This window comes from Roseobacter sp. TSBP12, assembly GCF_009129705.1.
Lineage (GTDB): Bacteria > Pseudomonadota > Alphaproteobacteria > Rhodobacterales > Rhodobacteraceae > Celeribacter > Celeribacter baekdonensis_A.
The window spans coordinates 1-12,297 of sequence record NZ_PYIB01000043.1 but is presented as its reverse complement, the minus strand read 5'-3'; the positions used below and the strand labels follow the sequence as shown (position 1 = coordinate 12,297).

Annotated in this window: 16 protein-coding genes and 1 pseudogene; 5 read left to right on the top strand and 12 right to left on the bottom strand. The window is 59.8% G+C overall.

From position 1 onward, the window contains the following. Window positions 1-18: 18 nt before the first annotated feature. Window positions 19-1,434: a DUF2927 domain-containing protein gene (locus C8029_RS12735; protein ID WP_152003011.1), complete on the bottom strand. Its 1,416-nt coding sequence runs from the start codon at window positions 1,432-1,434 to the stop codon at window positions 19-21. A 141-nt stretch (window positions 1,435-1,575) separates the two neighbouring features. Next, entirely contained in the window at window positions 1,576-2,019 is a 444-nt protein-coding gene (locus C8029_RS12730; RefSeq protein ID WP_152003010.1) for a GNAT family N-acetyltransferase, read from the bottom strand. A 240-nt stretch (window positions 2,020-2,259) separates the two neighbouring features. Here C8029_RS12730 and C8029_RS12725 point away from each other — a divergent pair, with 240 nt between their 5' ends. Next, window positions 2,260-2,553 (top strand): DUF2934 domain-containing protein, encoded by a 294-nt coding sequence (locus tag C8029_RS12725; protein WP_226946327.1) that lies wholly within the window; start codon window positions 2,260-2,262, stop codon window positions 2,551-2,553. 11 nt (window positions 2,554-2,564) lie between these two features. On the opposite strand, the gene C8029_RS12720 is transcribed toward C8029_RS12725, so the two are convergent. Next, on the bottom strand, window positions 2,565-3,410 hold the full coding sequence (locus tag C8029_RS12720; protein WP_009571649.1) for an AAA family ATPase: 846 nt from the start codon (window positions 3,408-3,410) through the stop codon (window positions 2,565-2,567). Window positions 3,411-3,606: 196 nt separating this feature from the next. On the opposite strand from C8029_RS12720, the gene dksA reads away from it, so the two are divergent. After that, the gene (gene dksA, locus C8029_RS12715; RefSeq protein WP_009571650.1) at window positions 3,607-4,029 is read left to right on the top strand and encodes an RNA polymerase-binding protein DksA; all 423 of its coding nucleotides are present in this window, start codon (window positions 3,607-3,609) and stop codon (window positions 4,027-4,029) included. Between the two features lie 193 nt (window positions 4,030-4,222). Then, window positions 4,223-5,398, top strand: a complete 1,176-nt coding sequence (locus tag C8029_RS12710; RefSeq protein WP_009571651.1) for an FAD-dependent oxidoreductase — start codon at window positions 4,223-4,225, stop codon at window positions 5,396-5,398. A gap of 45 nt (window positions 5,399-5,443) precedes the next feature. Here C8029_RS12710 and tpiA read toward each other — a convergent pair whose 3' ends face one another. Next, window positions 5,444-6,190: a triose-phosphate isomerase gene (tpiA, locus tag C8029_RS12705; RefSeq protein WP_152003009.1), complete on the bottom strand. Its 747-nt coding sequence runs from the start codon at window positions 6,188-6,190 to the stop codon at window positions 5,444-5,446. A 275-nt stretch (window positions 6,191-6,465) separates the two neighbouring features. On the opposite strand from tpiA, the gene rpiB reads away from it, so the two are divergent. Further along, entirely contained in the window at window positions 6,466-6,915 is a 450-nt protein-coding gene (rpiB, locus tag C8029_RS12700; protein WP_152003008.1) for a ribose 5-phosphate isomerase B, read from the top strand. Between the two features lie 29 nt (window positions 6,916-6,944). On the opposite strand, the gene C8029_RS12695 is transcribed toward rpiB, so the two are convergent. The 6 genes and pseudogenes from C8029_RS12695 to C8029_RS12670 form a co-directional block, all read right to left on the bottom strand. Beyond that, on the bottom strand, window positions 6,945-7,256 hold the full coding sequence (locus C8029_RS12695) for a TfoX/Sxy family protein (protein ID WP_009571654.1): 312 nt from the start codon (window positions 7,254-7,256) through the stop codon (window positions 6,945-6,947). Then, window positions 7,253-7,639 (bottom strand): TfoX/Sxy family protein, encoded by a 387-nt coding sequence (locus C8029_RS12690; protein ID WP_009571655.1) that lies wholly within the window; start codon window positions 7,637-7,639, stop codon window positions 7,253-7,255. Before C8029_RS12690 ends, C8029_RS12695 begins: the two co-directional genes overlap by 4 nt. Next, window positions 7,639-8,003 (bottom strand): annotated as a pseudogene (locus C8029_RS12685) (HesB/IscA family protein). Before C8029_RS12685 ends, C8029_RS12690 begins: the two are co-directional and overlap by 1 nt. 24 nt (window positions 8,004-8,027) lie before the next feature. Next, entirely contained in the window at window positions 8,028-8,744 is a 717-nt protein-coding gene (locus C8029_RS12680) for a DUF3307 domain-containing protein (protein ID WP_009571657.1), read from the bottom strand. Next, a complete protein-coding gene (locus C8029_RS12675; RefSeq protein WP_152003007.1) occupies window positions 8,737-9,381 on the bottom strand; it encodes a hypothetical protein in 645 nt (214 codons plus the stop codon). The genes C8029_RS12680 and C8029_RS12675 overlap by 8 nt, the downstream gene beginning before the upstream one ends. 142 nt (window positions 9,382-9,523) lie before the next feature. After that, a complete protein-coding gene (locus tag C8029_RS12670) occupies window positions 9,524-10,378 on the bottom strand; it encodes a LysR family transcriptional regulator (RefSeq protein WP_152003006.1) in 855 nt (284 codons plus the stop codon). Window positions 10,379-10,475: 97 nt separating this feature from the next. Between C8029_RS12670 and C8029_RS22070 the strand changes: the two genes are divergently transcribed. Next, window positions 10,476-10,652 (top strand): hypothetical protein, encoded by a 177-nt coding sequence (locus C8029_RS22070; RefSeq protein ID WP_193217646.1) that lies wholly within the window; start codon window positions 10,476-10,478, stop codon window positions 10,650-10,652. 64 nt (window positions 10,653-10,716) lie between these two features. Here C8029_RS22070 and C8029_RS12665 read toward each other — a convergent pair whose 3' ends face one another. Both C8029_RS12665 and C8029_RS12660 read right to left on the bottom strand, forming a co-directional pair. Beyond that, entirely contained in the window at window positions 10,717-11,079 is a 363-nt protein-coding gene (locus C8029_RS12665; RefSeq protein WP_152003005.1) for an SUF system Fe-S cluster assembly protein, read from the bottom strand. Window positions 11,080-11,144: 65 nt separating this feature from the next. Further along, a partial coding sequence (locus C8029_RS12660) for a pyruvate kinase (RefSeq protein WP_152003004.1) occupies window positions 11,145-12,297 on the bottom strand: 1,153 nt, incomplete at its 5' end.

Sequence of the window (12,297 nt, the reverse complement as noted above, 5' to 3'; positions counted from 1 at the left end):
CGACCAAACCGCGTGCCTTCATGGCGCGAGGGCGGCAATCTCGGCGGCGCGGGCCCGAACCATTGCATCTGAGCCAAAGCCATATCGTGCCCAGCCCAGACTGTCGAGGCGCAGCGCGCGCGCATCACCGCTGCGGCCCATGGCATCCAAGGCCTCGGCTTCGGTCAACATCAACGAGGCCAAGAGCGCGGCGTTTTCGGCCTCGGTCGCGGCAGGAATGGCGCGGGCGGCGATTTCATAGGCGGCTTGATCTTGACCTTCGGCGAGGGCCAGCGCCGAGAGTTGCATCGCGACATGGGCAGCATGAAATCGGGTTTCGGGATGCGCGCCGTAAATATGCGCCGCCTGCGTCAAGGCACTATGGGCCAAGGCACGATCAGAACTTAGCGCCAAACGGCCCAAAAGGAACCACGAAAACCCGGCACGGGTGTCATCCCAGCCTTGGGCGCGGGCGATGGCCACGGCGGAGTCGGCGGCGGCTTTGCGCGCCGGGATCGGCCCCGCGCTCATCGCGTCGATCACATGATCGGTCCAAGCGCGCGGGGTCGGGCTTTGGATGGGGGTCTGGACGGCTTCACCCGCCGGATGCAGCCGTTTCAAAATCGCGGGTAGGCGGGCGGCCACCTCGGCGCGGGTCATGCCGGACTGTAACTCGGGCGCATAGGTGACTTTGAGCATCAACATGTCAAACGGGGTCAAAACCGAATGGATATTGTCGTCGTTATAGACCGAATCCGCAAGGCGGTAGAGATCGTTGAGGGGGCCGAGGGCCTGTGCCAATTCTTCGTGCAGGCAATCGCGGATTTCTTGCGGCGCGACATCATCGGGGATGAAAATCGCCAGCCGGGTGCGGGTGTCGACTTGGGTCCAACTCAGATTTTGCCGCCGCGCGCGTTTGAATTCGCCCCAGTCCGAGACATTGGGCGCGACGATACAGGCGGTGTTGGGGGCGCGGCGGGCCAATTCGCCATGGGGGAGGGTTTCGATGGTGATCGAGGCGGAGCTATGGGCCGAAACTCGGGTGATTTTGATCCCGGCCTCCTGGTCCAAGCGGCGCAAAAGCGCGGCCAGATCGGGGCCAAGCGAGATCGGTGGGTGTGCGCCGGTGACGCGCAGGGTGATCGGGCCTTCAAACCGGGTCATTTGTGCGAGCGGCGTGCCGTTTTCCAGGGCAAAGCTGAGATCAAGGAAGTCGCGCGCCAGAGAGGCATTGGAGCGGGTGGTTTGGCGCGGCACTGTACCGGAAAACACTTTCATCGGTGGCAGGTCCAGCATCATTGCGGGGGCGCGCGTCAAGTGCGGGTGTGGCGGCAGGGTCGTGGCGCAGGCAGCCAAAAGCGACAGGCTTAGGAGGCCAAAAGCGGGGCGAAAGACACGGGGCTTTGTCGGCGCTGTGGGCGCGGGAACAGGCGCCGTGCGGGGATCGGTTTTCATATGTGCCAAACCTTATGTCTTTACGCATTATGAGCTGAGTATCAGGGATCAAACCAAGCAACTGTGGCGCGCGCGTCTCCAATTCGAGGAGAATTTACGGCACTGCGCGCCAAAAGCAAATCAAAGCCTGCGCCCGGGCCTCTAGCTGCGCGTATATTTGATAAAAGGCGTGAGGGTGGCGATGCGGTCATAGAGCTGGCGCGCCGTGGCGTTGAACTCCTGCGTCATCCAATAGACATTGGGGGTGCCATGGGCATCGGCCAGCGCATAAACGCCTTCGATCAGCGCCCGCCCGGCCCCGGTGCCGCGCGCCGCTTCAGAGACAAACAGGTCTTGGAGGTAACACACATCTTCAATCCGCCAATTGTGGGCGTGGAAAATATAATGAACCAGCCCAATGAGTTGCCCGTCAAGCTCTGCCACCAAAGCGCCGCGTTCCGCCGCCTGAGGGTCAACCAGACGCGCGAATGTGGCGTCATAAATCTCTTGGGGCAGCGTGGTGTCATAAAAGGTCAGGTACTCGCGCCAAAGCGCTGCCCAAGGCGCGCGGTCTTCTGGGGTCAACGGGCGAATGATCAGGGACATGGGGCACTCCTTGTGGGGTCTTGCTGCAAGCTGTGATCTTTTGTGCGACCCGAGGCAAGCCCGTGTGTGCGTTTTTGAACTGCCTGAAAACCATGCGCCCTGTATGGCTTCGGTGCATTTGCGCGGCGGTTTTCGCCTTAAGGTGGTGTAGCCTGCGGGTTCTGTCACGAAATCTTAACCACGGGTGCTTAGTCCCAGTGTTACACTGGCATCACCCCTCACAACCCATCAGATTGACACATGACACAACAGACCCAAACCGACGATCACATCCGCGATGCGGCCTATTTCCTTTGGCTCAAAGACGGGCAACCCGAGGGTCGGGATCAAGAGCATTGGCTTGCGGCACAGGCGGAACTGACGCAAGTGGCGGAGACGCCAAAGCCCAAAGCGCCACGCAAAAAGGCGGCTGCGAAACCGCGCGCCGCCAAAGCGGCAGCCGCGACCAAGGCAGAGGCCGCGGCGAAACCCGTCGCCCCCGCAGCCAAGCCGAAAAAGCCCCGCGCGCCCAAAGCCGCAGCCAAGGCGGAGTGAGGCAACGGCGGTTAACGCCGCCCGCCGCCGCGCGCCATAAAGGCCAGGCGTTCAAACAGCGCCACGTCTTGTTCATTCTTCAAAAGCGCGCCGTGCAATTTCGGTAGCGCATCCTTGCCGTCACGCGCCAAATCTTCGGGCGACAGGTCCTCGGCCAGCAACAGTTTCAGCCAATCCAGAACCTCGGAGGTCGAGGGCTTTTTCTTTAGGCCTGGCGTGTCGCGGATGTCGTAAAACTGGCTCAGGGCGGTGCTCAAAAGCCGCTCTTTGATCCCGGGGAAATGCACGCCGACGATGGCGCGCATCGTGTCCATGTCGGGGAATCGGATGTAATGGAAAAAACAGCGGCGCAAAAACGCGTCGGGCAGTTCCTTTTCGTTGTTTGAGGTGATGATCACCACCGGGCGCTGTTTCGCGCTGACGGTCTCGCCGGTTTCATAGACGTGAAACGCCATTTTATCGAGCTCTTGCAACAGGTCGTTGGGGAATTCGATATCGGCCTTGTCAACCTCGTCAATCAACAACACGACCTTTTTGTCGGCCTCAAACGCCTGCCAGAGTTTGCCCTTTTTGATGTAATGACGCACGTCCTCGACGCGGGGATCGCCCAATTGACTGTCGCGTAACCGCGACACCGCATCATATTCATAAAGGCCTTGTTGGGCGCGGGTGGTGGATTTGATGTTCCACTCAATCATCTCAAGCCCCAAGGCGTTGGCGATTTGGCGGGCCAGTTCGGTTTTGCCCGTGCCCGGTTCGCCTTTGACCAGTAAAGGCCGCTCTAAAGCGATGGCGGCATTCACGGCGACGGTGAGGTCTGTGGGGGCAATATAGCTGTCGGTGGAGGAGAATTTCATCGGTTTATGTGCGCTCTCTGACAAGGGGTAAGCCGGATCATAACAAGGCTTGGGAAAGGTGCAATGCGACAGAGATTGTGACGTGACATCCCTGAACAAACGCGGTAAACGAGCCGCAATTGGAGGGTGCCGGATGGCTGACGACAATACATCATTGGCCATAGGCGCGCTCACTGACACGACAAAGGTGACAAAGATGAAGGCCGAAGCTTTCCTGCCTGATGACTACCGCCCCGCTGAGGGTGAACCTTTCATGAATGAGCGTCAGCTCGAATATTTCCGCCGCAAGCTTTTGGCATGGAAAGCCGATCTTTTGGACGAAAGCCGCCACACCATCGAAGGCTTGCAGGACGGCACGCGTAATATTCCTGACATCACCGACCGGGCCTCTGAGGAGACCGACCGCGCGCTTGAGCTGCGCACACGGGACCGTCAGCGCAAACTGGTGCTCAAGATCGAACAGGCGCTGCGCCGGATTGATGAGGGCGAATATGGCTATTGCGAAGTGACGGGCGAGCCGATTTCGCTCAAGCGTCTCGACGCGCGTCCGATTGCGACCATGACTTTGGAAGCACAAGAACGCCACGAGCGCCGCGAAAAAGTACATCGCGACGATTGATCGCTTAGGCGATCGGGGGACGATTGATCGCTCACGCGATCGGGGGATGATTGATCGCTGAACTGGGTCGTTCGCTATGTCCTCTCGCGGCATTATGCGCGCGTGACAGACTGTGTACAGATATGGCAAACACCGGGGGACATCTCCCGGTGTTTTCTTTTGCGACAGCGGGACCAGAGATAAGGAACGTTCCATGTTGATTGGTCAGGATATTGCCGTCCTCGGCGCGGGTGTGGCGGGGCTTGCACTTGCGCGGGCCTTGGCGCTGCGCGGGGCCAAGGTCACCGTTTATGAACGCGCCCCCGAGATCACCGAAGTCGGCGCCGGGTTGCAAATCACCCCTAATGGCGCGCGGGTTTTGACCGCTTTGGGGCTGGATGCGGGAGCCGTGTCGATGCGCTCAGAGGGGGTGCGGTTGATGGATGGCTATACGGGGCGCGAGGTCTTGCACCTGGATGTCAAAACAGCCCGTCCGAATGACGACTTCTTGCTGATGCACCGCGCCGACTTGATCGGGTTGCTCGAACAGGGCGCGCGTGATCTGGCGGTCGACATCCGCCTGTCGCACAGCGTTCAGGCCATTCATGGCGATGCGGATGGGGTGAGCCTTGTGTTTGCCGCGGGGGCAGAGTCGGGAAAACAAGAGGCGCGTCATGACGTGGTGCTCGGGGCGGATGGGGTCAACTCCGTGCTGCGCCCGATACTCAATGGTCCGGCCAAACCGTTTTTCACCGGCCAAACCGCATGGCGCGCCACGGTTGCGGCGACGGGCGGCGAGGCGCCTTTGGCGATGGTCCATATGGCGGCGGGGCGGCATGTGGTCAGCTACCCGTTACGGGGCGGCAGTTTGATCAACATCGTCGCGGTCGAAGAGCGCCCGGAGTGGCGTGAAGAAGGCTGGAACCACCCCGGTGATCCGGCGGAGATGTTGAGCCATTTTGCCAATTTCTGCCCCGGGGTGAAGGGGCTTTTGGGGCGGGTCACAGAGGTTGCGCGCTGGGGGCTGTTCCGGCATCCGGTGGCGTTGCGTTGGCATTCAGATCGCACAGCGCTTTTGGGGGATGCGGCCCATCCGACCCTGCCATTTTTGGCGCAGGGCGCGAATATGGCCTTGGAGGATGCTTGGGTCTTGGCCGATTGTTTGGCAAAACTGCCGTTAGATCAAGCGCTTCCGGCCTATCAATCACTGCGCCGCGCGCGGGTGGTTCGGGTGATCGAGGCGGCCAATGCCAATGCGAAAAACTATCATTTGAGCGGGGCAAAACGCTTTGTCGGTCATGCCGCTTTGCGCTTTGCCGGTCAGATTGCACCGCGCCAGGCGGTCGAACGATTTGCCTGGCTCTATGACCATGATGTGACCGCGCTCTAAAGGCGGGGGACGCCGCGCTTTTGGAAAAGCGCGGCGTTTTCTATGTCAGGCTGCTTCGAGCGCCGTGATGATGCCGGCAAAATCCGCCGCTTTCAGCGAGGCGCCACCGACCAGCGCGCCATCGACATTGGAGGTGGCGAAAATTTCGGCGGCATTGCCCGGTTTGACCGAGCCGCCATAGAGCAACGGTACATCGTTGGCCGTGTCGCCATAGCGCGCGGTCAACGTGGCACGGATGTCGTCATGGACCTCTGCGATCTGTTCAAGTGTCGGGATTTTGCCGGTGCCGATGGCCCAAACCGGCTCATAGGCGACCACGAGTTTCGACAGGTCCACCGCGTCGGGAAGAGATGCCGAGAGTTGGTGGTGAATGATCTCCAATGTCTCGCCCGCCTCGCGCTGTGCCAAGGTTTCGCCAACGCAGACCACGGGTTTGAGCCCCGCCATCACCGCCGCCATGGTTTTTTCACAGACCACAGCGTCGGTTTCGCCATGGTCGGCGCGCCGCTCGGAGTGACCCAAAATGACGTAATCCGCGCCCGCATCGGCCAGCATTTCCGCCGAAATGTCGCCCGTATGCGCGCCGGAGGTTTTCATATGGCAATCCTGCCCGCCAACGTCGATTTTGGTGTGAGCCAGCGCGGCGGCCATGCTTGCCACCAAGGTCGCGGGCGGGCACAACAGAATGTCGACTTTCGGAGCCGGGAACATCTCGGCCAGCGCCTGCGCTTCTTTGAGGCTGGCGTTGAGCCCGTTCATTTTCCAATTGCCTGCGGCCAGTTTGCGTCCCATGCGTGCTCTCCTTCTCCATGTTGGCCGCATCATTGCAGCCTCTTGGGGCTAGTCAAGCGACTGTGGGCGCTAACGTCTCTGATGTGGCGCAAATCGGGGTAAATGTGCCGTCGAGAGCTGCGCTTTGGGGCGATGGCGGGGATCTGCGACATTTGGGCTGAGCCTTTGGTGGCAAAGAGGCGGCCACGCGGACTTGAATTGCGGTGAAATTGACGCCACAAGCGGCAGCAGAGACACGCCGCACACCGGCTTTGAAACAACGGGACCACATTGCCATGACCGCCAACACCCGCATCGTTCTTTCCAGTGATCACGCCGCCATTGCGTTGCGCCAAGCGATTGCCACGCATGTCGCCTCTCTAGGTTGGGAGGTGGTCGATATTGGCCCGACGACCCCCGAAAGCACGCATTATCCGCTCCATGGTGAAGCTGCCGCGCGGCATGTGGCCTCCGGCGACTGTCGGTTTGGCATTATTGTCTGCGGCACGGGGCAGGGCATCATGATGGCGGCCAACAAGGTCAAAGGCATCCGCTGTGGCGTCTGTACCGATGAGTTTTCCGCTCGCATGATCCGCCAGCACAACAACGCCAACATGCTGTCGCTTGGCGCGCGTGTGATTGGGGAGGGTCTGGCGCTCAGTGTCGTTGAGGCCTTTTTGACGGCTGAATTTGAGGGCGGTCGTCACGGCACGCGGGTCGATATGATCGACGCTTTGGAACAGTAAGGCACAGGTAGGGAAAAGGGCTGGGCGCGTTAAAGCGCGTCCAAGGCCCGCCGTGCCCAACCGCCCGCAAGCTCTGGATCATCAAGTGCGGCTTCGGGCAGGGTCCAGTAATTCATCCCACGCCCGTCCCCCATCTCGAATTTCTCCGCACCCTCGACTGCGAGGGCTTCGGCGAACGCGTCCTTGGCCTTGAGGTAAATCCGGCCCTCGGAGGAGAGGATCGCGAAAATCTGACCGTCCGAATAGATCGACAGCCCGCCCATCATTTTGCGATGACTGATCGGACCGACGGCCTCAAACAACTCGTGGACAAAGGCGATGTCTTCGTCGGACACGCTCATGATGCGGCCTTTTTCGCGGCTTTGCGGGCCTTTTGACGGCGTTTGTCTTCGGCGGCTTTCAGGGCGGGGGGATAGGACAATCGCGCCCAGTGCATGGCCTCTTCTGGATCGTCCAGAGCACTGTCGGGCAGGGACATGAGGGAGGGTACCACCGTGGTGCCGCCGGATTTTTGATATGAAAATGGGCGCGCGCCAGCCTCAGTAAACGCCGCCTCTGTGCTGGTGTCGGATTTCATCCAGATCGTTCCGCCCAAGAGACAGGCAAACATCACATCCCCATCGACATAAAGCGCAGTGCCGCCAAACATCCGTCCCGTTGTGATCGGCGACAGCGCTGCGAAAAGGTCGCGCGCATGTTCTATCTCGTCGGGGGTAGCGGCCATCAGGTGCCCTGCGTCAGGCTTTCGTCAAACTTGATCGACTCGCCACAGCCACAGGCGTCCACCACGTTCGGGTTGCGGAATTTGAAACCGGATTCCAAAAGCGAGACCTCGTAATCAATCTCGGTGCCAAACAGGAACATCTGCGCCATGGGTGCGATCATCACCCGCGCGCCGTCCTGTTCAACGACCTCGTCCATCGCATCCACCTCGCACACATAGTCCATGGTGTATTCCATCCCGGCGCAGCGCCCTTTTTGATGCCGATGCGCAGGCCTTTGGAGCCATCTTTCTCCATCAACCGCGCGATTTGCTTGGTTGCGGCTGGCGTGAGGGTGACAGCTTGTTTTCCGGGAATGCCGAACATGAGAAGGTCTCCTTTGAGCCTAATCTAGGGTGTTTGGCCCGCGATTCCAAGGTCTGGTAGCTGTGCGCCCACGAACATCACCGCCAGCGTCACCGCAAGGGCCCAGCCGAACGAGGCCAATGTGCCGATGATCACCCATTCCGCCTTTTTTCCGTCTTGCGTCGCCTCAAAGCGCAACACCGATTTCGCCGCGACCAAAAACCCGATGCCGCCCGCCATATTGCCGATCAACAACAGAAAAATCAGCCCGCGTTCCAACAGCCCAATCCAAAACCCGCCCTTATCAAGGCTCTCCTCAATCGGATTGGCACCAAACCCCGCCATCAATTTGCCCACAGCAAACCCGCCCGCGCGGGTGACATAAATCAATCCGGCGGCATAAAGCATGAGTTTGGGCAACCAGGAGAGATCGCCATAGGCACCGGTGGCGTAGATGTCTGGTGTGGCTTTGGCGAAGATCGCAAGGGTGAGCAGGTGCAGCGCTTGGTCGCTGAGATGTGGCAGGAATTTGTCGGAAAAGGCTGTGACCTTGATCGCATCAATGGTGACGTGGACCAACGCAAGAGCGTAAATTGCCGGGGAGGCCACTTGGCCAGTGGTCGCCATGGCGGTGAGCAAGACGATGAGAAAATGCAGAAACAGCGTTTCGGGTTTGGATTTGGTGTCGACCATGGCGGAGGACTGAAACACGTAGTCGGCAAGGACATGGGCGAGGAAAAGTGCGGCGAGGGTTTCAGGCATTGTTGTCAATCCAAGTTTCCATGCTCGCCAATGCGAGAGATATTCTCACGTATTGGGATGCGCGAATTGTTTTCGTAACTGTTTGGCGTGACTTTCCAAGTTTTATCGCTGTCTTTGAAAAGTTTAGATCGTAATCAGGAGACAGAATTTCTTGAATGGTTGCGGCCTGTACTTGCGTCCATTCCGAAGCGTATCCGTCGAGAGCAATTGCGAGAGCATCCTGTGGGGTGGATCGGTCGTAAAGCATTCGTATTCCGGTTGAAGACAGTTTTATGTCTGCCAAGGCTTCCCCCGATTTTACATGCTCTAGTTTTTCTCCAGATACAGAAAATGCTTTTGCCGTTTCCTCATTCAAATCCGGTCCAATCTCACCCTCAACCTCACCCTCTGCAATCCCAATATAACTGTCAAATTCCTCTCCCTGCGCCCGCAAAGCCGCCCGAAACGCCAAAGCGGACCGCAACGCGTATTTCGGCTCGGCCAGTGCGACTTGCCAGCCATCGCCGCGGTGGCGGGTGAAGTGCAGGCTTTCGCCCATCCACTCGGCCTGCGTTGCGGCGCAGTCTTCGAGAGCGGCGAAGGCGCGTTCGATTTTTGCGGGGCCAAGCCCGGTGGAATTGACGAGGTCGCCGGTCAAAACGGCGATTTTACGGGTGTTTTGGGTCATGATGCACCCAATATAGGGTGCGTTTTATGATATGCAACCATTTTAGGGTGCGTTGTTATATTTGCACCCTATATGGGGTGCGTTTTGTGTTATGCACCCAAAACAGGTTGCTCTACGCGGCAAACCGTTCCGGGGCCGTCAACAGCTCCGCCAAACCGTCCAAGGCGGCGCGCACGGGAGGGTCATGGCGGGCGTCATGGTGGCAGACCAGCCATTCGTCATGGGTCAGCGCGGCGATCTCTGGCGAGACCTGCATGAGGCCCGCGACATCGCGCCCGGCGAAGGTTGGCAAGATCGCGCGACCGATGCCTGCAACCGCCATGTCGGCGGCGGAGCGGGCGTCTGAGGCGGTGGCGATGATCTCGTTGGGGAGCGTGCTGCGCAGCCAACGTTCCGACGGCGTGGTTGGCATGTCGTGGTGCAGGGTGACATAGCCCGCCACCTCTGGCCCGGCCGCATATTCGGCATAGGTGATCGGTGAAAGTTTGCGCCCGGCGAGCCAGCTTTGATCTGGACGGCGGTTGCGGATGCCGATGTCGGCTTCGCGTCGGGCAATGTCGACGTTGGAGTTTGAGGCCATCAGGGCCGGACGCCACGCACAGTCCGGCGTCCATATTTTGGACAGGTGACGGGCGACATAGCGCGTGGTCCAACCGCCTGCGGTGATGCGGACTTCGGGCGCTGTGTCTCTGAGTTGAAAGCGGCACAGACGCGTGGCGGCTTCGCGCAGCGCTTCGGCCTCTTGCAACAACGCGCGGCCCTCTGACGTCAATGTGTAGCCGCGGGGGCCACGTTCGAACAAGCGCTTGCCAAGAGTGCGTTCCAGTTCCCCCATGCGGCGGGACAGCGTGGGCTGGGAGGTGCCAGTGGCCTTTTCTGCCCCCGACAGTCCGCCCGCATCCGCCACGGCGAGAAACAGGTAATAATCATCCAATTTTGGCATGCCGCGACCAAGGGCGTCTTTCATTTTTGAAACCTGAATTGCCAATATGTTGGGTGTTTTGGATATACCTCCGTCGTTACAGTCGCTTCAATCTTTTAAAATTGCAACTGTGGAGATGCCCATGTGGCCGGTCTTTCCGATCAATCTGCCGCGTGTCGGCACGCAGGCCCCAACGGGCTATCAGACCGAGAAAGCGCTGCGTGAGGCGGAGCTTCGGCGGCTGCGGGCGCGGGACCGGCGGTGGCAGTTTTGGCTTTGGCCGGGGACCAAACGACGCACCCCAAAGGATCTGCCATAAAAATGGCCTGCCGCCGCAGCGCACAGGCCATTTTGGGTCTCAAATCTGGGTCAAATCCCGGTGTTTACATGAAGCCAAGCTCAAGACGCGCCTCGTCGGACATCATTTCCATGCCCCATGGCGGGTTCCATGTCAGTTCGACATCGACATGTTTCACCCCGGCCAAAGGTTCGATCGCATCGGCCAACCAACCCGGCATTTCGCCAGCAACCGGACAGCCCGGCGCGGTCAGGGTCATCAAGATGAGAACTTCATTTTCATCATTGATATCAATCGTATAGACGAGACCAAGGTCATAAATGTTGACCGGAATTTCCGGGTCATAGACCGTGCGACAGGCCTCAACCACAGCATCATGCAGCGGGTGATCCGTGCTCGACGGTTTGATCAGCGGTGTGCCCTCGACGGGATTTGCCTCTTCGCTCATCTGCGCGTTCTCCTATATCCGAGTGAACATATAGGGAATAGGCGGGCGGGCGTCCAGAGGGGGTGTTACACCGAAATATTTCCACGCCAAGAGCGCAGCGGTCCAAGGCGGGCGGATTTTTTCGACATATGCCGATCCATCCGACCCAAAACCCGCGACAAAAACCGGATGGTGTCACAGACATACGGCCCCTTGTTGAGCATCACACAATCGGCGCGTTGGGCCATGGCGGCGTCAGTGGTTTCAGCACGGGTGGCGAGGCCTTCTTTCATCAGGCCCTCAAGCACCTGCGTGGCCCAGACCACGGGCGTATGCGCCGCTTCACAGAGCCAGAGGATTTCCTCCTGCATCTCCGACATGCGCTCCAACCCGATCTCCACCGCCAAATCGCCGCGCGCGATCATCACGGCGGTCTCACACAAGGCACCCGATTGCACGATCAAACGGGGCAGGTTGCGAATGGCTTGGCTGGTCTCGATTTTCAACACGACACCGGGGCGGTGGCCACCTTCGGTCAGGCGTTTATCGACTTCGGCGATCAAAAGTCGGATGTCTTCGGGCGTCTGCACAAAGGAATAGCCGATCAGATCGGCGCGCCCGACGACGAAATCAAGCGCGCGGCGGTCCTCCTCGGTCAGGGCGGGGATGTCGATCTCGACCGCCGGCAGGTTAAAGCCTTTCTCGGCTTTGAGTTTGACGCCTTCAGGCCCGGCGCGGGTGACTTTCAATTTCGCGCCTTTTGACGTGATTTCAACCACTTCCGCGCCGATTTTTCCGTCATCAATGAACACGGCCATACCGGGGGTCAGCCGGTCGATCAGGTCCGGGTGGCTCAGCGAGAGGGCGGCGTGTTTGGCTTTGGCTTTCGGAGGTTCGCGCAGAATATCAAGCCGATCACCGACACACACCCGCGCTTTGTTGGGACCGGCGACAGCGCTGGTGCGCAGTTTCGGCCCGGCCAAATCCATCAGGATCGGAACATAGCGTCCGATCTCAACGCCCGCTGCGCGGATGTTGGTGATCATCGCGTCCCAGACCTCGGGACCATCATGGGCGCAATTGATCCGCATGGCGTCCGCCCCCGCTCGGATCATGTCACGGGTCAGACTGGGATCAGAGGCGGCCTCGGTCGGGACCGTAACCAAGATGCGCGACCGCGGCGCACCGGAGGCCCCGGTGCCAAAGGCGGTGTCGCGGCGCGCGGCGAGCCGGGCGGGG

Bases quoted from the DNA above. Each gene is read 5' to 3' on its own strand.
- dksA (WP_009571650.1), top strand. From the start codon at position 3,607: ATGAAGGCCGAAGCTTTCCTGCCTGATGACTACCGCCCCGCTGAGGGT.
- tpiA (WP_152003009.1), bottom strand. From the start codon at position 6,190: ATGGGACGCAAACTGGCCGCAGGCAATTGGAAAATGAACGGGCTCAAC.
- rpiB (WP_152003008.1), top strand. From the start codon at position 6,466: ATGACCGCCAACACCCGCATCGTTCTTTCCAGTGATCACGCCGCCATT.
- C8029_RS12710 (WP_009571651.1), top strand. From the start codon at position 4,223: ATGTTGATTGGTCAGGATATTGCCGTCCTCGGCGCGGGTGTGGCGGGG.
- C8029_RS12665 (WP_152003005.1), bottom strand. From the start codon at position 11,079: ATGAGCGAAGAGGCAAATCCCGTCGAGGGCACACCGCTGATCAAACCG.
- C8029_RS12730 (WP_152003010.1), bottom strand. From the start codon at position 2,019: ATGTCCCTGATCATTCGCCCGTTGACCCCAGAAGACCGCGCGCCTTGG.
- C8029_RS12725 (WP_226946327.1), top strand. From the start codon at position 2,260: ATGACACAACAGACCCAAACCGACGATCACATCCGCGATGCGGCCTAT.
- C8029_RS12735 (WP_152003011.1), bottom strand. From the start codon at position 1,434: ATGAAAACCGATCCCCGCACGGCGCCTGTTCCCGCGCCCACAGCGCCG.
- C8029_RS12680 (WP_009571657.1), bottom strand. From the start codon at position 8,744: ATGCCTGAAACCCTCGCCGCACTTTTCCTCGCCCATGTCCTTGCCGAC.
- C8029_RS12690 (WP_009571655.1), bottom strand. From the start codon at position 7,639: ATGGCCGCTACCCCCGACGAGATAGAACATGCGCGCGACCTTTTCGCA.
- C8029_RS12670 (WP_152003006.1), bottom strand. From the start codon at position 10,378: ATGAAAGACGCCCTTGGTCGCGGCATGCCAAAATTGGATGATTATTAC.
- C8029_RS12695 (WP_009571654.1), bottom strand. From the start codon at position 7,256: ATGAGCGTGTCCGACGAAGACATCGCCTTTGTCCACGAGTTGTTTGAG.
- C8029_RS12720 (WP_009571649.1), bottom strand. From the start codon at position 3,410: ATGAAATTCTCCTCCACCGACAGCTATATTGCCCCCACAGACCTCACC.
- C8029_RS22070 (WP_193217646.1), top strand. From the start codon at position 10,476: ATGTGGCCGGTCTTTCCGATCAATCTGCCGCGTGTCGGCACGCAGGCC.